At 42.4% G+C, this 18,167-nt stretch carries 18 protein-coding genes and 1 other annotated feature; of the genes, 8 read left to right on the top strand and 10 right to left on the bottom strand.

Annotation, left to right across the window (positions count from 1 at the left end):
• Nucleotides 1–133: 133 nt before the first annotated feature.
• Nucleotides 134–1,441, top strand: coding sequence for an aminotransferase class I/II-fold pyridoxal phosphate-dependent enzyme (locus LCD34_RS01555; protein ID WP_017367555.1), 1,308 nt, complete (start codon nt 134–136; stop codon nt 1,439–1,441).
• A 44-nt stretch (nt 1,442–1,485) separates the two neighbouring features.
• Here LCD34_RS01555 and LCD34_RS01550 read toward each other — a convergent pair whose 3' ends face one another.
• Both LCD34_RS01550 and namA read right to left on the bottom strand, forming a co-directional pair.
• Nucleotides 1,486–2,250 carry an alpha/beta fold hydrolase gene (locus LCD34_RS01550; RefSeq protein WP_025207587.1) on the bottom strand — a complete coding sequence of 255 codons (765 nt, stop codon included), beginning with the start codon at nt 2,248–2,250 and terminating at the stop codon, nt 1,486–1,488.
• A 119-nt stretch (nt 2,251–2,369) separates the two neighbouring features.
• Nucleotides 2,370–3,386 carry an NADPH dehydrogenase NamA gene (gene namA, locus LCD34_RS01545; protein ID WP_017367553.1) on the bottom strand — a complete coding sequence of 339 codons (1,017 nt, stop codon included), beginning with the start codon at nt 3,384–3,386 and terminating at the stop codon, nt 2,370–2,372.
• Between the two features lie 140 nt (nt 3,387–3,526).
• Between namA and LCD34_RS01540 the strand changes: the two genes are divergently transcribed.
• Both LCD34_RS01540 and LCD34_RS01535 read left to right on the top strand, forming a co-directional pair.
• Nucleotides 3,527–5,140, top strand: coding sequence for a M20/M25/M40 family metallo-hydrolase (locus tag LCD34_RS01540; protein WP_050827380.1), 1,614 nt, complete (start codon nt 3,527–3,529; stop codon nt 5,138–5,140).
• Nucleotides 5,141–5,254: 114 nt separating this feature from the next.
• Entirely contained in the window at nt 5,255–5,746 is a 492-nt protein-coding gene (locus LCD34_RS01535; RefSeq protein WP_050827378.1) for a DinB family protein, read from the top strand.
• A gap of 39 nt (nt 5,747–5,785) precedes the next feature.
• On the opposite strand, the gene proC is transcribed toward LCD34_RS01535, so the two are convergent.
• Nucleotides 5,786–6,613 carry a pyrroline-5-carboxylate reductase gene (gene proC / locus LCD34_RS01530; protein WP_008342285.1) on the bottom strand — a complete coding sequence of 276 codons (828 nt, stop codon included), beginning with the start codon at nt 6,611–6,613 and terminating at the stop codon, nt 5,786–5,788.
• Between the two features lie 41 nt (nt 6,614–6,654).
• Nucleotides 6,655–6,866: a binding site (T-box leader), on the bottom strand.
• A gap of 169 nt (nt 6,867–7,035) precedes the next feature.
• On the opposite strand from proC, the gene LCD34_RS01525 reads away from it, so the two are divergent.
• Nucleotides 7,036–7,998, top strand: coding sequence for an MBL fold metallo-hydrolase (locus tag LCD34_RS01525; protein WP_224558435.1), 963 nt, complete (start codon nt 7,036–7,038; stop codon nt 7,996–7,998).
• Nucleotides 7,999–8,775 (top strand): SDR family NAD(P)-dependent oxidoreductase, encoded by a 777-nt coding sequence (locus LCD34_RS01520; protein ID WP_007501086.1) that lies wholly within the window; start codon nt 7,999–8,001, stop codon nt 8,773–8,775. It abuts the gene before it with no gap.
• On the opposite strand, the gene LCD34_RS01515 is transcribed toward LCD34_RS01520, so the two are convergent.
• The gene (locus tag LCD34_RS01515; RefSeq protein ID WP_224558434.1) at nt 8,734–9,213 is read right to left on the bottom strand and encodes a VOC family protein; all 480 of its coding nucleotides are present in this window, start codon (nt 9,211–9,213) and stop codon (nt 8,734–8,736) included. The two genes, LCD34_RS01520 and LCD34_RS01515, sit on opposite strands and share 42 nt — an antisense overlap.
• 8 nt (nt 9,214–9,221) lie before the next feature.
• Complete coding sequence (locus LCD34_RS01510; protein WP_041091957.1) at nt 9,222–10,550, bottom strand: CoA-disulfide reductase; 1,329 nt, start codon at nt 10,548–10,550, stop codon at nt 9,222–9,224.
• 188 nt (nt 10,551–10,738) lie between these two features.
• On the opposite strand from LCD34_RS01510, the gene coaA reads away from it, so the two are divergent.
• Nucleotides 10,739–11,698 (top strand): type I pantothenate kinase, encoded by a 960-nt coding sequence (gene coaA / locus LCD34_RS01505; RefSeq protein WP_008342294.1) that lies wholly within the window; start codon nt 10,739–10,741, stop codon nt 11,696–11,698.
• Nucleotides 11,699–11,926: 228 nt separating this feature from the next.
• On the opposite strand, the gene LCD34_RS01500 is transcribed toward coaA, so the two are convergent.
• The 4 genes from LCD34_RS01500 to LCD34_RS01485 all read right to left on the bottom strand — a co-directional run bounded on the left by LCD34_RS01500 (nt 11,927) and on the right by LCD34_RS01485 (nt 15,578).
• Nucleotides 11,927–13,162, bottom strand: a complete 1,236-nt coding sequence (locus tag LCD34_RS01500; protein WP_008343828.1) for an MDR family MFS transporter — start codon at nt 13,160–13,162, stop codon at nt 11,927–11,929.
• 232 nt (nt 13,163–13,394) lie between these two features.
• Nucleotides 13,395–13,739 carry a YolD-like family protein gene (locus tag LCD34_RS01495; protein ID WP_017367544.1) on the bottom strand — a complete coding sequence of 115 codons (345 nt, stop codon included), beginning with the start codon at nt 13,737–13,739 and terminating at the stop codon, nt 13,395–13,397.
• A gap of 15 nt (nt 13,740–13,754) precedes the next feature.
• A complete protein-coding gene (locus tag LCD34_RS01490) occupies nt 13,755–14,987 on the bottom strand; it encodes a DNA polymerase IV (RefSeq protein WP_224558433.1) in 1,233 nt (410 codons plus the stop codon).
• 141 nt (nt 14,988–15,128) lie between these two features.
• Entirely contained in the window at nt 15,129–15,578 is a 450-nt protein-coding gene (locus LCD34_RS01485; protein WP_017367542.1) for a YfmQ family protein, read from the bottom strand.
• 282 nt (nt 15,579–15,860) lie between these two features.
• Between LCD34_RS01485 and LCD34_RS01480 the strand changes: the two genes are divergently transcribed.
• Together LCD34_RS01480 and LCD34_RS01475 are read left to right on the top strand one after the other, a co-directional pair.
• Complete coding sequence (locus tag LCD34_RS01480) at nt 15,861–16,340, top strand: GNAT family N-acetyltransferase (RefSeq protein WP_017357931.1); 480 nt, start codon at nt 15,861–15,863, stop codon at nt 16,338–16,340.
• A complete protein-coding gene (locus LCD34_RS01475; protein WP_017367541.1) occupies nt 16,337–17,311 on the top strand; it encodes a GNAT family N-acetyltransferase in 975 nt (324 codons plus the stop codon). Before LCD34_RS01480 ends, LCD34_RS01475 begins: the two co-directional genes overlap by 4 nt.
• A 17-nt stretch (nt 17,312–17,328) precedes the next feature.
• On the opposite strand, the gene LCD34_RS01470 is transcribed toward LCD34_RS01475, so the two are convergent.
• Nucleotides 17,329–18,036 carry an expansin EXLX1 family cellulose-binding protein gene (locus tag LCD34_RS01470; protein WP_017357929.1) on the bottom strand — a complete coding sequence of 236 codons (708 nt, stop codon included), beginning with the start codon at nt 18,034–18,036 and terminating at the stop codon, nt 17,329–17,331.
• Nucleotides 18,037–18,167 lie beyond the last annotated feature (131 nt).

Raw genomic sequence — 18,167 nt, 5'->3', positions numbered from 1 at the left:
GATGAATCGTCAAAAATAGTTGTGTGATTTTTTTGATATTTATGATGACGCTCTTTTTCAGGTAGTGGTAAAATGGTGAAGAAAAAACAAATGACGAATTACACTATGAAGAATACGGGAGGCACAATCAAAGATGAGCGGTTTTACAGCGTTAAGTGAAGCAGAATTAAATGACCTATATGCAGCACGACAAAAAGAGTATGAAACGTACAAAAGTAAAAACTTACACTTAGACATGTCTAGAGGGAAACCTTCACCAAAACAGCTCGATTTATCTATGGGCATGCTCGATGTCGTGACATCAAAGGATGCAATGACAGCTGAGGATGGTACAGATGTGCGAAACTATGGCGGCTTGACAGGCCTTCCTGAAACAAAGAAATTTTTTGCAAGTGTGCTCAACCTGAAGCCAGAACAAATCATCATTGGCGGTAATTCTAGCCTGAATATGATGCATGACACAATTGCCCGTGCCATGACTCACGGCGTATATGGCAGCAAAACACCTTGGGGCAAGCTTCCAAAGGTAAAATTCTTAGCACCAAGCCCAGGGTATGATCGTCATTTTGCCATTTGTGAGCATTTTAACATAGAGATGATTACGGTAGATATGAAGTCGGATGGACCTGACATGGATCAGGTAGAAAAATTGGTTGCAGAAGATGAAGCCATCAAAGGGATTTGGTGTGTACCAAAATATAGCAACCCTGACGGCATTACGTATTCAGATGAGGTTGTCGACCGTCTTGCTTCCATGCAGACAAAAGCAGACGACTTCCGTATTTTTTGGGATGATGCCTATGCAGTCCACCATCTAACAGATACGCCTGATACGTTAAAAGATATTTTTCAAGCAGTAGACAAAGCAGGACATGCAAACCGTGTGTTTATGTTCGCCTCTACTTCTAAAATTACGTTCCCAGGCTCGGGTGTTGCACTGATGGCATCTAGTCAGGACAACGTCAGCTTTATTCAAAAACAGCTATCAGTTCAAACCATTGGGCCAGATAAAATCAATCAATTAAGACACCTTCGTTTCTTCAAGAATCCAGAAGGATTGAAGGAACATATGAAAAAGCATGCAGCGATTATTAAGCCGAAATTTGACCTCGTTCTTTCGATCCTTGATGAAAAGCTTGGTGGAACAGGCATCGCTGAGTGGCACAAACCAAATGGCGGATATTTTATTAGCTTAAATACACTCGATCATTGTGCAAAAGCTGTTGTGCAAAAAGCGAAAGAAGCCGGTGTGACACTAACAGGTGCAGGGGCGACATATCCTTATGGTAACGACCCGCTTGATCGCAATATCCGTATTGCGCCAACGTTCCCAACACTTGAAGAACTAGAGCAGGCGATTGACATCTTTACGTTATGCGTTCAGCTTGTCAGCATTGAAAAGCTGCTGTCTGAGAAAAGTCAATCAGCACCAACGGTATAACGGAAAAACTCCTTGACTGATGTCCGGTCAAGGAGTTTTTGTTTTTAGTTAGCTGTTTGATAATAAGTAGCAGGCTGTTTTGCTGCACACCATACATCATAAATCGCAAGCTGCACAATATGTGGTTCATCGTGATGAATATAATGCGAGCTGTTCTGCGCCTGAATCCATCCGCTTTGGGATGACAATGTGAGCATTCGTTTATGGAGCCTCAGCCAAGCTTCATGTGCTGGATGAAACAAGCGGCTTTTGCCTGATGAAATGACAAGAAGGGGCATCATCCCATAATGCGTTTGCTCCTCTTTGATCGTACGCAGCATTTGCTCAAAGTCCTCATGTGTACATTCTGCTGTGAATTGCGCCATATATGAAGTGCGTTCTTCCTTTGATAAGAGCGGCAGAATGACCTGCTCTTGCTCCTCACTTGCTGGGTCTAGAAGGACCATACCGATAACATCTTCTTTTCTGCGGCTTGCCCATAAGCGGCTGACAAGAGAGCCAAATGAGTGCGCCACAATGAGAAATGGCGGCTGAATATTGGCTTGATGTAAAAGTGTATCTAAATCATCCGCAAGATCATGCAAAGTTCTTCCTTCCTTGCTTTCACTGCTTTTTCCATTACCTAAACGGTCATATAAGAAAACACCAAGCTCTGGGTCAATATCACGAGCGATATTCGCCCACGTATCGCCTGAAATTCCATATCCTGCTTCAAAAATAATGGTGGCTTCCTTTTTCCCTTGACGATGCCTTGTATAAAAGTGATGTCCATCTATATGATACGTTCTTTCAATCAATGCCGAGTTCATTCTTCCATCTCCTCTAAGTGGTTCTTTAGCTAAAAGACGGCACAAAAGGCAAAGATGTTTCTCTTAAAAACAAAAAAGATGCCTATTTCAAAAAATAGACACCTTTTTGCTTAAAGATGTTACCAAGCACGATCGTATTGGCGCGGGCTTTCGATGGATGTACGAAGCTCTTTAGCGGCTGTTTTTGGGAAATACGGATCCCGTAAAAATTCTCTGCCGATAAAGATCAAGTCAGCACGCTGATTTTGTAAAATTTCTTCGGCCTGTATACCAGATGTGATCATACCGACAGCGGCTGTTTGGATGCCGGCACCTTCTCTTATTTTCTCAGCAAAGGTGACTTGGTAGCCGGGGAATGTGTTAATACTGGCTTGCACCACAGCACCTGAGCTCACATCAATTAGATCGACTCCTTGCTCTTTCAGCCATGCGGCAATGCCAATATAATCTGCAATATCTAGTCCTTTTGTTGTGTAATCAGAAGCGGATACACGGACAAATAATGGTCCATCCCACACTTCATTGACTGCATCAACCACTTCTCTCAAGAAGCGATAACGATTTTCTGGTGAACCGCCATATTCATCTGTCCGGTGATTGGCAAGCGGTGAGAGAAATTCGTTAATCAAATAGCCATGCGCACCATGAATCTCAATGATGTCAAATCCAGCTTTCTTGGCGCGGACAGCGGCATCTTGAAACGCCTGAACTGTGTCTTTTATTTGATCGATAGACATCTCAAGAGGTGTTTTAGATTGCTCGTCAAATGGAATGCTGGATGGAGCAAGAATGTCACCATCTAGCTCAGCCTTGCGTCCTGCATGGGCTAGCTGGATGGCCGTTTTTGTTCCGTACGCTTTGATTTGTTCGTTTAATGAGGCAAACCCTTCAATGTGCTCATCACTCCAAATTCCGAGGTCCTGATCACTAATTCTTCCCTCAGGTGAAACAGCACTTGCCTCGACCATAATTAATCCGGCCTGACCTTGCGCACGGGAAATATAATGTGCAAAGTGGAAAGGCTGTAATTTTCCATCACGGTCATAGGATGAATACATACACATCGGGGACATGACGATGCGGTTTTTGAGTGTGACACCTTTTAATGTCCAAGGTGAAAAAAGCTTTGTTTCCAATTACCTTCGCCTCCTCATAGAATGGTATAGCCGATTATAACAGCCATTCAAACATTCGTCATAAAAGGTGCTCAAACCATATAGCTTTTGAACATGATTTTGTATAATGAAAGATATGGACATCAAAGGGGGATAAACGGATGAAATGGCAAACGGAAAGTGAACTAAAGGAGCTACTCACAGCTCTTATGCAGTATGAAAGCATATCTGGTACAACGGGAGAAGTCGCATTAGCGGAATATTTATATTACTTGCTGAGGGAGCGTCCATATTTTGAGCAGCATCCTGATCACTTGGCTTTGCATCCAATGAAAGATGGCCGGTATTTTTTAACGGCACTTGTCAAACGAAGTACGCTGCCACGTACTGTTTTACTCCTCAGTCATTTTGATGTCGTCGATACAGAGGATTACGGAGAATTTCAAAATATGGCGTGTAAGCCCGAAGAGTTAATGGCGTCCTTTTCTCAAAAAAGTGCACTTCTTCCAAAAAGGGCAAGAGAGGATTTAGCTTCAGGTGACTGGCTGTTTGGACGAGGGTCCATGGATATGAAAGCAGGCCTGACTGTCCAGCTTTCCATGCTAGAAAGAGCGATGGCGGGGAGGTTTGAAGGAAATATTCTGCTCGTCACAGTGCCAGATGAAGAAGTGAATTCACAGGGAATGCTGGAGGCTGTTCCGAAACTAAAGGAGCTCAAGCAGAAGTATGACCTTGAGTATACCGCGTGTTTAAACAGTGAGCCGATGTTTGAAAAGTATCCCGGGGATGCGCACCAATACATCTATACAGGTAGTATAGGGAAGGTACTTGCGGGATTTTTCTGCAAAGGAATTGAAACACATGTAGGTGAGCCCTTCTCAGGATTAAATGCAAATTTTATGGTATCTGAATTAAACAGGCTGTTAGAACTGAATAGTGATTATTGTGAGGAAGTAGATGGTGAAGTGACACCGCCTCCGACCAATTTGATGCAAAAGGATTTGAAAGAAGCTTACTCTGTTCAAACGCCTCACACGGCTGTTTCTTTATTTAATGTGCTGATGATGAACCGCTCTAGTGAAGAGCTTCACGGGCTCCTCTATGAAACTGCGAAACAAGCAGCAGCCCAAATCGAAGCCAATCTCAAACAGAAAACCGCTGCATTTCAACGCTTTAAACATTTTACACCCATCGATACAAACATCACGGTGTTAACGTATCATGAGCTGTACGAAAAAGCTGCTGAACGATCCGGCAAGCAGGAGGTCGAGCGAATTGTCAACTACGCCTTTGCCAACCGGGGTGAGCTAGGGGATCGTGATTTTTCAACCAAAATTGTATCAGAACTGACGACCCTTTGTAAGGAAGATGGAGCACTGATTGTGTTGTTTTATAGTCCGCCATTTTACCCATCTGTTTCTTCAACAAACGATCTGCATATTCAAAAGACCTTAAAGAAGATTCAAAGAGAAGCAAAAGAGATCTATGGAATCGAAGTAGAAGAAGTCAAATATTTTCCTGGTTTATCTGATTTAAGCTACTTACAGCTTGAAAATCAAGATATAGACGATTATACAGCCAACATGCCGCTATACCAAAAAGGCTACTCGTTACCACAAGGAGAAAAAGAAGCTCTTAACGTTCCTGTCATCAACGTTGGTCCATTAGGAAAGGATGCGCACAAATGGACAGAACGGCTGCATGTCCCATTCTCTTTTGGCGTTTTGCCGTCGCTCTTACAATCAACAATTCATGCTTTATTAGAAAAGAATTAAGTGAAAGCTCTATCGTCATGATAGGGCTTTTCTTGATATCAATCACCTTCTGTCTAAAGAAATAGAGTATGATATAGAATAATACTTACATATATTTGAAGGGGGATTGTGAGAGTGAAAACAGGAGTACTAACAAAAACAGAGATCATGAGATCACTTCATGAGAGTTTGCGTAAGCTTGAGGAGTTAGTATGGACATGTGATGAGGCTACATTAGATGAATCTTTTGGGGAAGGCAAGTGGTCGATTAAACAAATTGTTGGACATTTGTATGATACAGAAGAAGTCTGGTCAGAGCGGATAGAGCAGGCAATATCAAATGAGCACACGCTTTTCGCATCATATGATCCAGAGATATATGTGAAGGGAAGAGCTTATGAAACGTATACCGCACAAGAGGTCAGTGCATTGATCGAGCGCTTAAAAGTGAGCAGAAACAAAACACTACAGCGATTAGAAAAGGATACATGGGATTTTTCAGGTCTCCATCCTGAAGAAGGGATGATGACAGTCCAAATTTTAGCTGAAACCATTGCTTTACATGAAATTCATCACCTCGATCAAATCAAAGCCATCATGTCCATGAGAGCATCGAGTGATAGATGAAAAGCACCTGTCATCAAGGCAGGTGCTTTTCTCACTCACTTACTTATACGTACTCGCTGAAAACATGTCGTTTAATTCTGCTGCGCGTTTTGTCGCTGTTTTCACACAATCGACAATCGCTTCTTCAAATTGATAGGAAGCAAGGGTATTAAGTCCTGCTTCTGTCGTTCCACCTTCGCTCGTAATTTCTTTGCGCAATTCAGCAGGTTCCTTACCGCTATCCTGAAGCATATTTGCAGCGCCTGCAATCATTTGACAAATGAGCAATTTCGCTGTCTCTTGGTCCATCCCAAGTTCCGATGCACCTCGCTCCATTCCTTCAATCAAATGATAAATAAAGGCAGGACCGCTGCCGGCAATGGCTGTGACCGCATTCAGCTGTGATTCATCTAAAACCGTCACATGACCGATCGTTTCAAACAGCTGAACTGCTTTTTCCTTTTGCGCCTCTGTGACTTCATCACTGACAGCAATGCCAGTAGCTGATTGTTGTATGGCCGCTGATGTATTTGGCATGGCACGAACCACCGCCGTTTTTGCGCCAGCATAATGCTGAATGGTTTCAATAGAAATGCCCGCTAAAATAGAAATAATCAGCTGTCCATTTAAATGGGGCCTTACTTCAGAAATGCCACTTTCCGCATCTTTTGGTTTTAAAGCAAACACCAGCATATCGGCTTCTTCATAAATAAAGGAACGAGCGAAATCTGTTTTGACTCCATAACGTGCATGTAATTCTTCTAATCGTTTTTCATTTGTTTTATTTGTGACAATGATATCTTCATTTGACATAATGCCGCTCTTTAAAAGACCTTTAATCATAGACTCGGCCATTGAGCCTGCACCAATAAATCCAATTTTACTCATAAGCTGCTCCTCCTTGTAGAAAATAAAAAAACCTCTCGTCTGCAAAGGACGAAAGGTTTTTCGCGGTACCACCCTCAATTAGCATGCAATCATACATACTCAGCTCTAGTCCCTTAACGCGGGAAACGTTTAGGTTTGCCTAACAGCTCAAAGGGCAGGTTCAGCAAATAAGAGGATGGTGAAGTCTTACAGCCGGCGGACCTCACTCTCTTGCATCATTATTTTGCTTACTAATCCTTGTCATCGCGCATCTTATATTTGTTGTTCATTATGCAACGATGGACAAGTTTGTGTCAATAGGGAGAGATAAAAAAATTGACCATCTAAACCGCATGACAGTCTGCCCTTTGCAAGATACAATGAATAAAGAAGAGTGAGTTCAGATGATCTATGAGACAAAAATCAGGAGATGACGTTTAAAAGTGAAAGAAGAAATGATTCAATTATCCATCCCCACACCGTTTGCGGTTGGGGATGTCCATGCATATGTATTAAAAGGCGATGCCGTGACCTTAGTCGATTGCGGACCGATGACACAAGAGGCGCAGCATGCCTTTGTCACGCAATTAAAGGAACATCATTTATCAATAGATGATATTGATCAAGTGGTTTTGACACATCATCATGCAGATCATGTCGGTCTTTTAGATCTGATGAAACCTCATGTCCGTGTCATCGGACACGAGTTGAATGAGCCCTATATTAGTCAGGATGCAGCGTTTAAACAGCGTCAAATCCATTTTATGAATGATTTTTTTCAGCAGTTAGGTGTCCCGCTTCGTCAAGGTGAGTGTGAAAGAATGGTGAGGCAGTCCTATACATATTCATGTACGGCACATGTCGATGACGTCATAAAAGAAGGTGATCGTTTGAAGGGACATGAGCATTTCCAAGTGCTGGAGACCCCAGGACATGCACAATCTCATCTTTCTTTTTTAGATGAAACAACAGGGAATTTCATCGGCGGTGATCTGCTGCTTACGACCATTTCTTCCAATCCGTTAATGGAAGCACCGGTGAAAGGAACAGAACGTCAAAAATCGCTGCTTCAATATAAAGCATCACTCAAGCGTTTATTGCATTTGCCCATTCAGGCGATTTATCCAGGGCATGGCCAGCTCATTACCTCTCATCACGAATTGATCGAAGAAAGATTTAAAAAACAGGAAAAACGGGCAAATACGATGTATCAGCTGCTTCAACGAAAGGAAATGACCGCCTTTCATCTTTGTCGCACCTTATTTCCAGGCCTGTATGAAGAAGCATTATTTCTGACAATGTCTGAGACAGTCGGGCAGCTTGATGTGCTTTTAGCGGCTGGACATATTGAAGAAGTGCAAAAAGACGGAACCCTCTACTATCGAGCAATTGAAGGAGTGAAATAAATGGGGCGACTAACAGGAAAGAGAATATGGATTACAGGTGCTTCAGGCGGTATTGGTGAAAAGATGGCGTACTTGGCAGCAGCCGAAGGAGCAGAAATCATTGTGTCGGCAAGACGAATTGAAAAGCTCACAGGTGTAAAAGAAAAGATTATAAGTGCTGGCGGCGTATGTCACATCGTTCAGCTTGATGTCAGTCAGCTTGAGGACATTGATCAAGCCTATCAACAAGTGGGTGCTGTTGATATTTTGGTGAACAATGCCGGCTTTGGTGTGTTCGATCTCGTCGAGGACGCATCCATTGAGGAAATGGTGTCGATGTTTGAGGTCAATGTCTTTGGTTTAATTGCCTGCACAAAAAAGGTCCTTCCTGAGATGAAACAAAGAGGGAAGGGACATATTATCAATATTGCGTCACAGGCAGGCAAAATTGCCACCCCTAAATCCGCCATCTATTCCGCATCAAAGCATGCGGTTCTCGGATTTTCAAACAGCCTCAGAATGGAGCTGGCAGACAGCGGAATTCATGTCACAACCGTCAATCCAGGACCGATTGCCACAGACTTCTTTACCATTGCAGACCGCAGTGGTGAATATGTGAAAAATGTTGATTTTATGATGCTCAGTGCTGACAAGGTAGCAGGGAAGGTCGTATCCGCCATGATGACGAAAAAAAGAGAGATTAATTTACCAGGATGGATGAATGCTGGCAGTAAGTTGTATCAATTATTCCCGTTTTTATTTGAAAAAGCAGCACGTAAAGCGATGATGAAAAAATAACAAAAAAAGAAACCGGTCACAGGCTGGTTTCTTTTTTGTTTGATGGGGCTTAATATTGGTGACGCCAAAGACATTGCCATCAACATCTTCAAAGCTAAAACCGCCTAAGTCTGGGTCAGCTAATATTTGAATATCCGATACAGTCACTTCATGCTCGCTTAAATACTGGTGAAAGTTTTTTAAATCCTTCACAAATAAATCGATCATACTATGCCGAACTCCTGTAAAAGAGTTCATAAAGTAGATTCGTTTCTCGTGTTTTGTTTTGACGAGATAAAAAGAAGGTCCCTCGCCATGAGTAAAAGTGAGCATGGCGGCTTCTTCTGATTGATGTAGAACGATCATCTCTAAAATCTGTTCATACCAAGAGACAGCCCGGGGGATATTAGTCACAGGAATTTCAATAGTAGCAATTTGTTGAATGGTCAATGGCTTCACTCCTTTTTCTATATTCGTCTTGCCGCTTGCTGAAGTGGGTCCCATACACTGTTAAAAGGAGGGGCATAGCTAATATCTAAATCTTCAAGGTCTGTCACAGTCAGCCCTTGATAAAGAGCAGTTGCCATGACATCAATTCGTTTATCAACACCTTCTTTACCGATGATTTGTGCGCCAAGCAAGGTGTGATCATCGCTTCTGTAAATCAGTTTCACTTTCATCTTCTCTGCATTTGGGTAATATCCAGCGTGGTCAGTGCTGTCGATGGTGATGGTGGAGAAAGGAAGGCCCGCGTCTTTTGCTTCTTTCTCTGATAAACCTGTTCGCCCTGCTGTCACGTCCATAAATTTCATCACCGCTGTGCCGGTTACACCTTGAAACGCACGGTTTGTTCCTGTCATATGAAAGCCTGCGATTCTTCCTTGTTTATTTGCTGTCGTACCGAGCGGAATATAGTCCAGTTCCTTTTTGATACGGTGGTAGGTTGCTGCGCAGTCACCCGCCGCATAGATATCTTGTACATTGGTCTGCATGTATTCATTCACAACAATTGCACCATTTTGAAGTCGCTGAATTCCTGTGCTGTCTAAAAAGGATGTTTGCGGAGTGACGCCAACGGCAATGATGACCATATCTGTTTCAATGGTCTGTTTGTCTGTTTGAACAGCTGTTACATGTCTCTTGCCCTTTAACTTTTGCACTGTTTCACCAAGTACTACTTGAATGCCTTGATTGTCCGCTTCTTCTTTCAGATATTTTGCCATATCGGGATCAAAGCCTGGGCCAAGTGTTGCACCCCGCTGAATGATATGAACGTCTTTGCCTAGCCCTTTTAAATTTTCTGCCATTTCTAAACCGATATATCCTCCGCCGATAATCGTGATATGTGTGACGTCTTTTTTTAGATTGTCTAAAATAGACAGCGCATGCGGGATTGTTTTTAATACGTGGACACCTTCTAATGAATGGCTGTCTAGATCAAGTGTGACGGGGCTTGCTCCTGTCGCAATTAACAGGCGGTCATACGTTTCTGTAAAGGGTTCTTTTGTTTTAGAATGAATACCCGATACTGTTTTTTGCTCCGGGTCAATTGAGATCACTTCGTGTAAGCATCTGGCATCAATTCCGTATTTGTCACGAAAAGTTTCAGCGCTGCGTGCGATGAGTTTTCTGTGATGATCAATGAGACCGCCGATCAAGTAGGGGAGTCCGCACTGTCCATATGAGAAAATCTCTCCTTTTTCAAAAGCTACAATTTGCGCGTCTGGATCCTCTCTATATATTTGCATAGCGCAGCTCATTCCTGCTGCATCTCCGCCAATCATCACATATTTCATTTGGTGTGCTCCCTTCTATCTATCAAACTGAATACTCTTATTTACCCTCATTTTCCTTTATTTAATGCTTTTTTTTCGCAAAAGAAGCAAACTTTCGTTGAAAAATAAAGACAGCGCCTTCATTTTAAGCTACAATCGGATTATCGTCTTTTTGGTTATGAGTTTAGTTTAGATTGGTGGGAAAGACTTTGGGTGACGAACGACTAGATTTTAATACATTATATACACGCCATACGAGAGAGGCATGGGCCGCTCTTGGAGAATATATGCCGGTATCTGTTTCAGAAGAAGAAGTGAGAGCACTTCAAGGATTAAACGACTACTTATCGCTAGAAGAAGTTCGAGATATTTACATACCGCTTATTCGGTTTCTGACATTACATGTCTTTGCAGAAAAACAAAAAAATCAGCATGTCAATGCTTTTTTAAACTACCCGCATCATGCGAAAATCCCCTTTTTAATCGGGATTGCAGGAAGTGTGGCCGTCGGAAAAAGCACGACAGCACGTATTATTGAAACGCTTTTATCTAGGCTTGGAGATGGGCTGAAGGTGAGTCTCGTAACAACGGACGGCTTTTTGTATCCTCAAAAAGAGTTAAAAGATCGGGGGCTGATGGAAAAGAAAGGCTTCCCGGAAAGCTATGATGTTAAAGCGCTACTTTCGTTTTTAAATGAATTAAAATCAGGGAAACAAACTGTGCATGCACCTGTATATTCACATCTGACCTATGACCGTCTTGAAGGGGTGTATGAAACAGTAGAAGATGCAGATATTGTCATCATTGAAGGGATCAATGTGTTGCAATCACCGGCACTGGATGATCTGAAGGATGAGCCGCGCGTGTTTGTATCAGATTACTTCGATTTTTCGATTTATGTAGATGCCGCTGAGACGCAAATTCAATGCTGGTATAAAGAACGGTTCCGTTTGCTGCGGGAAACAGCCTTCCAAGACCCTGAATCCTTCTTTCATCAATACAAAGATTTGACGGATGAAGAAGCAGATCAGATGGCAAGCACGATTTGGAATACAGTGAACCGGCCAAATTTATATGAAAATATTTTGCCGACAAAATATAGAGCCGATTTGATTTTAAAAAAAGGCGATCAGCATAAGGTGGAAGAGATCGCCATCCGCAGGGTATAAAGAAAACCGCTCAATTGAGAGCGGTTTTAGATTGTTGACAAAGGGCTAAAATGAACTTTATTTTAGCCCTTTGTCTTCTTTTCAGCGTGATAGAAAACCTTTGAAGTCTAGGAAGGACAGCTACTTTTACGGAGCGAATTTGACATTCGTGAGTACCAGCGCGCAGGACTGACAAAGAATGCGAGGGTTTGTCTACACGCTGAAACCGCTCAATTGAGAGCGGTTTTTTTAATGACCTCCACTTACTTTCACAGCCACGGCAGCCGCCGTTCGTTTTTTTAGGCGGTAGTATCCGATGAGTAAAAACGGAACGCCTGCAGCGGTGACAATTGCCAAGACTGAAAAAATAGAAAGGGGATGGGCTGCGCCAAATAAGTCAATACACAATCCTCCGACAAACGGTCCGACGACGCTGCCGAGCTGAGAAAACCCCATTGCGCCGAAGTATGACCCTTTCACTTCAGGTTTTGCAATATTGTCTACAAACAGATCCATCATCGCAAAGAGCAGCACTTCACCAATCGTAAACACGACAATGATGAAAGCAAGCGTACCGAGACTTTGTGAAAAAGCAATGGCAAACAAACTGCCTGCTAGAAGCACGTTCCCAGTCGTTAACGACAAAATCGTTGAATAGCGCTTAGCGATCATAATTAGCGGGTACTGAACGACAATGACAACCACTGCGTTTAAGGATAAAAGATACCCAAACAGTTTAGGGCCATCCTCAATCATAGGGGATGCCGATAAATATTGAGGCAGTGTTGAGCTTAGGTGTGAATAGCCAAATGAACATAAAGTAACGCCAATGAGGATGATGCTAAAGACCGTATCTTTCTGAATAATGGAAAGAGCTTTTTTGACGCCGATTTGTTTGGTGCTTTCTGGAGCAGCCACTGGATGCTTTTGAAATTGCCATGCCAGCGTTAACCCGTACAACAAGTAAATGAGGGCAGCGACGAGAAATGGAAAAGTCGTTTTTGATGACCCGAGATATAAGCCAAGCAGCGGGCCGAAAATGACACCAATGTTAATGGCCGTATACCGTAAGTTAAAGACAAACAACCGAATGCTCGATGGGGTGACATCGGATAAGAGTGCTTTAGACGTTGGTTCAAACAGCGCCCGGCACAGTCCATTTAAAGCATTCATAAAAAAGAAGACCCAAATGGCATCTGCAAACGCAAAGCCAACAAAGACAAGTGTCCAGCCAAAGATGGATAAAAGCATGACCTTTTTTCTGCCGATTCGGTCGGAAACATAGCCGCCGTAAAAACTCGCAACAATCCCAATAAGAGAGCTGACGGCAATGATCAATCCAGCTGAAGAGGCTGAGGCGCCTTTGACTTGTGTCAAATAAACGGCTAGAAAGGGAATGCTCATGGATGTCGCCATTCGGCCGAATATCGTGCCGATGATGATCGTCCAACTAAGTGGATGTAAAGTGCGTAAGTTATTTTTCATGCTGTGTCTCCCCTGAGTTTGTAAGATGTTCCAATCATACATGAAAAATTGTGCAAATTAAATACACAATTTGATGGAGGAGTCATCCGTCAAATGACAGAGAAGCTTGAACCGTTCCGTTCATTCGAAGAGCATATGCCTCGTTTTCAAGGTTTTAAGCCTTGATGGGTCATGATTTTTTCAGAAAAACGAAGCGGGTTTTTTCAATGATCATGTTTTCGTTTTGTGAAAATCAATTGAGATCGATGGCAATAATTTGATGTAAGGAAAGGTTTAGAACATCTTCGTCATTCACGATTTTCATTTGGCGTGTTTCATAATGAATGGCTTTCACCCAGCCCCAAAACTGTGCTTTCATGCCGGATGAGACATATGTCACGCAAATCGCTTGATCCTCGGTAATCGACTGTGTGATCAAAACATTCATTTCCTCTAGCTGATCGGAGCTGAGCGGTAGAGGTGTATATTCTTTTTTCTTTCGTTTTTGAGCAAGAAGCTGCTCCCGGTGCTCTGGTAGCATCATTCGGCTTGATTCCCACATGATGTTGTATCCAGGTGTTAATTTATTGGGATTCATGCTTGTTCGCCTCCGTTATTTGTAATGCCCGCCAATTTTTTCGGCGCGGTGATATGCCTGCCCTGCGCTTGTCAGTGACGAAGCATGCAGCAATGCCGCAGGTCCATATTTCAGGTGGATTTCATCAAATACTTTGCTGAGTTGATCTTTCTTCAAATGATGATCAAATAAAGTCAGCTGATAGTGGCTGTCAGGCTGCAGCTGTGAGAGGGTAATGCCTACACTGCGAATGGGCTGGCCATCCCAGTGCTGCTGGCATAGCTGAATCGCTGCCTCTGCAATATCTGAGCCATACTGTGTCGGTGAATGAAGCTTCATTTGTCGATGAAAGCCTGTTGGATGTGAAAAATCAGCCCCTCTTACACCAACAGACACCGTTTGACCGAGATAATGCTTAAAACGTGCCCGCCTAGCGACTTCCTCACTCAATTCAAGAAGAGCGACTTTGATCTCCTCAAAAGATGCGTAATCACGGGGAAGGGTCATATGATGCCCAACGGCTTTTTGCTGATCATGTGTGTGAATAGTGACTGGGGAGGGATCGTGTCCTAAAGCTGTTCGCTGCAGAAGCTCCCCATTGATTCCCCAGCGTTTTTTTAATTGGTCTAACGGATAAGCAGCAAGTGTGCCAATGGTACTGATGCCCATTCGTTTCAAATGATGCTCCATTCGTTTGCCGACGCCAAATAATTTTCCAATTGGAAGCGGCCATAAATCAGCGGCAACCCGGTCGGCACTCAGTTCATAGATGCCGGATCTGTTTTTTTTGGCAAAATGGTCACAGGCCATTTTAGCGAGCACTTTATTAGGGCCGATGCCCACACGTGCGTAAATGCCAGTCTGGTTCATAATCGTTGTTTGTATATGTTGGGCGATCTCATGTGGAGAGCCGAATAGTGTAAGACTGCCTGTAATATCAAGAAACTGTTCATCAATGGAATATGGCTCGACAAGGTCTGTGTATTGTTCAAGCAGTTCTGTAATCATGACAGAGACATCGAGATAGCGCTGCATACGTGGACGTACGACCACTGCTTCAGGACATTTCTCCTGTGCTTCCCATAACCTTGATGCATTTTGTACGCCACATTTCTTAGCGAGAGGGCAGGCTGCAAGAACGACTCCGCTTCTTCGTTCTGGATCTCCAGAGACAATGAGCGGCACATTCTCCAAATGAGGCGCCTCCACCTTCTCAACTGATGCATAAAATGACTGCATATCCACAAGCAGAATGGCTCGTTCATTCATTGTACTTCACCTCTTAGAACATATGTTCTATACCTATTGTAAACAACATGAGGTGAAATTCATACTGGTAAATCATTCAAAAGCTGTCCATACAAAAAAGACGAAGTGGTGAACACTTCGTCTCGTCTGCTGCAACGATTGTTAGGCATGTACCATGTTGTGGAATGTTTGGAGCGGTTCAGAACGCAGACGATAAGCCATCAGCTTTTTCTTTGGCTTATGTGTAAACTGCCGAACCACATCCACATGGTCATCATAATGGAACAGATAAAGGGTGACATCATGTTTCCCATGCTTTGTTTGCATAGTAAGCGGCGTTGGCCCTTCATTCGGATGAAGAAAACGTTCTTCATCACCTGGGTAAATATAATAGCGTTCAATAAAGATCGCATCATTAAAATGTTGAATGACTTCAGCTGCTCGCTGCTTATCAAGCGAACGACCTTGAAAAGTAATATTTGTTTGCTCACTTGTTACTTTAGCATGTACGGCGTAGCGGCTAAAAAGGCGCTCAACAACACCAGAAGGCAAAGAGGTGACAAGCAGCTTTAAAAGACTAAACACAACAAGTGAAATAACAACCCAAACCAATCTCATCATCTCCAATAAACATTTGTACCATTTCCTATATGAACCATCTTAACATAACAAATGAATGAAACTTTCGCACAAAAAGTGAACTTTTTGAAATAAGTGTGAAGATTTAAAAGGAGATGGCGGCTGAAAGACGAAGAACCAACAAGTGAACATGAAAAAAGACGGGCATACTGTCTTTACAATCATTTGATCAGATAGGTAGACTATTGAAACAATCGCATTTTTGAGAAAAAATGAATCAAAGGAAAGCCAAAATGGAAAAGGGGCGAGGCCATCATGATACGTCAAGTGAAACCATCAGATTTTTACGCAGTCACATCCGTCATTCAAAGCTGGTGGGGAGGCAGAGATTTGCGTGCAAAATTGCCAAAGCTCTTTTTTGAACATTTCCAGCAAACAAGTTTTGTTATCGTTGAAAAGGGAGAGCTGATCGGCTTTTTGGTTGGTTTTTTATCACAATCTCATTCGGATGAAGCCTATATTCACTTTGTTGGCGTCCACCCAGATCACCGTAAATTAAAGATAGGTAAAATTCTCTATCAAGCTTTTTATGAAGCGGCTGAAAAGGAAGGAAGAACAACAATTAAAGCTGTCACAGCTCCTATCAATAAAGTCTCCATTGCTTATCATACAAAACTCGGGTTTCAGATAGAAAAGGGAGATAAAACAGTAGATGGCATCTCAGTCTTTTCAGATTACGATGGCATTCATGAAGACCGTGTGTTATTTGTGAAGAAGCTGGAGGCGATGAAATGATTGTTCATTTAGATCACACAATAAGTGATGTAGCAAAGCAGATCTTACATATTCAACTAGCTGCATACCAACAAGAAGCTGAACAAATTGGTTATGCTGATCTTCCGCCATTAAAAGAGACCATTCAAGATGTTATGAGAGCAAAAGAGCAATTTATTGGTTTTCAGCAACATGATATCTTATTAGGTGTAGCCTCTTATGAAGAGCTGAAAGATTGTTTGATCATTAGTCGATTGGCTGTGCATCCAAAAGCGCTAAAGCAGGGGATTGGAACAAGACTTATGTCGACAATTATGGAGAAGAATGTCCCGATAGAACTGACCACAGGGCAAGAAAACACCCCTGCAAAAAGGCTATATGAAAAATTAGGGTTTTTTGAAACAAATGTGATTCATGTGGCAAAAGAGCTCACCCTATCAAAAATGAAATGGACACCGCGACGCAAGGTTGAGGTTGTCGAATTCAAAAAAGAATGGCATGAAGAATTCCGTCAAGAAAAGCAGCGACTCAAGCAAATCATTCAAAAGAGCTGGATAGAAGGATACCATATTGGCAGCACGTCAGTTACAGGACTTGTTGCCAAACCAATTATAGATATATTAATAGAAGTAAGCGATATAGAAGAGATTGATAGGAAAAAAGAGAGATTTGAACACCTTGGATACGAAGTGCTTGGTGAAAATGGTATAAAAGGGAGACGTTTTTTTCAAAAGGGTGGCTTGAATCGTACGCATCATGTCCATGTTTATGAAAGAAATCATCCTGATGTGAAAAGACATTTATTGTTTCGAGATTACTTAAGAGTCCACCCAGAACGAGCTGTAGCGTATGCGTCTGTCAAGGAACAATTAGCAAATCAGTATCCGGAAGATATACAAAGCTATATGGCAGGAAAGAATGAAATCATAAAAGAAATAGAAAATGAGGCATATCGCTGGGATAGAGAAGGAAGAGAGGAAGCTCTTAAATAAGCTGCCTCTTCTCCTCGTTAATTAGGAAGCTGAACATTGCCTTTTACAATATAGGCCTGTGAAGCAGCAGTAGACGGAAGAGCGGGTAATTGATCCTTTACTATGACCCCGCGGATATCTGTGATTCGAACAGGAAGAGATGTAGACCCCATATGAAAGCCAAGGAAATGGTTGTAGTCTGTCTTTTCCATGTTCACCCATTTTCCATCTTTGTAATATTCCATTTTCATAATCGGATATTTATGATTGCGTACTTGAATCGCAGCCCACCACTCACTGCTACCTTCTTTTATTCTGTAAGCTACATTTCCGCTAATCGGTGCTTTTATAATTTTCCAACTAATTGGGATTTTCCCATCTGCCATATTTCCGATTTTGGCAAAGGCATTAGGTGAAAGATCAAGAGCTCCTTTTGCTCCTTCTGGATATTTATCGGTTACATACACAACGGTTTTTCCTTTTGGTCCCGTTACTTCAAGGTAAGCCCCTGCAAGTGCCGCATTTACCCCTTTATAGTTATAGTCATGGGGATTTAAAGCCGTAATTTTCATGTCAGATGGAATAGGATCTAATAAAGCGGCGCCCCCTGAGTAACCAGATCCCGTATAAGTCGCATAGCTTTCTCGTACTTCATCAAGGATAGATGCCGCTTTCATGTTTGGCATAGTGAAACTCAACATCAATATCAGCGCCCCGATGAAGCAGAGAGATAATCTTTTTTTCACGATCTAAAACCTCCTGTTTCTTCTTTTAAAATTGATAGCGTCATCAGTATAATTCTAAAAAACAGGATGCAGAAAGAGCCAATAGATAGATATAATCCTAGTGAGAAGAGCGTGTATTTCAAAGAGTATGA

Origin of the sequence: Bacillus sp. RAR_M1_44, from assembly GCF_020165935.1 — a bacterium.
Taxonomy (GTDB): domain Bacteria; phylum Bacillota; class Bacilli; order Bacillales; family Bacillaceae; genus Bacillus; species Bacillus altitudinis.
The sequence above is the reverse complement of the archived record's forward strand: the minus strand, read 5'-3'. Positions and strand labels throughout refer to the sequence as shown.

What these genes read in the sequence shown, in the direction of transcription:
- LCD34_RS01555 (WP_017367555.1), top strand. Translation starts at nt 134, where the DNA reads ATGAGCGGTTTTACAGCGTTAAGTGAAGCAGAATTAAATGACCTATAT.
- LCD34_RS01550 (WP_025207587.1), bottom strand. Translation starts at nt 2,250, where the DNA reads ATGAACTCGGCATTGATTGAAAGAACGTATCATATAGATGGACATCAC.
- LCD34_RS01540 (WP_050827380.1), top strand. Translation starts at nt 3,527, where the DNA reads ATGAAATGGCAAACGGAAAGTGAACTAAAGGAGCTACTCACAGCTCTT.
- proC (WP_008342285.1), bottom strand. Translation starts at nt 6,613, where the DNA reads ATGAGTAAAATTGGATTTATTGGTGCAGGCTCAATGGCCGAGTCTATG.
- LCD34_RS01520 (WP_007501086.1), top strand. Translation starts at nt 7,999, where the DNA reads ATGGGGCGACTAACAGGAAAGAGAATATGGATTACAGGTGCTTCAGGC.
- LCD34_RS01510 (WP_041091957.1), bottom strand. Translation starts at nt 10,550, where the DNA reads ATGAAATATGTGATGATTGGCGGAGATGCAGCAGGAATGAGCTGCGCT.
- LCD34_RS01500 (WP_008343828.1), bottom strand. Translation starts at nt 13,162, where the DNA reads ATGAAAAATAACTTACGCACTTTACATCCACTTAGTTGGACGATCATC.
- LCD34_RS01495 (WP_017367544.1), bottom strand. Translation starts at nt 13,739, where the DNA reads ATGAATCCCAATAAATTAACACCTGGATACAACATCATGTGGGAATCA.
- LCD34_RS01490 (WP_224558433.1), bottom strand. Translation starts at nt 14,987, where the DNA reads ATGAATGAACGAGCCATTCTGCTTGTGGATATGCAGTCATTTTATGCA.
- LCD34_RS01480 (WP_017357931.1), top strand. Translation starts at nt 15,861, where the DNA reads ATGATACGTCAAGTGAAACCATCAGATTTTTACGCAGTCACATCCGTC.
- LCD34_RS01475 (WP_017367541.1), top strand. Translation starts at nt 16,337, where the DNA reads ATGATTGTTCATTTAGATCACACAATAAGTGATGTAGCAAAGCAGATC.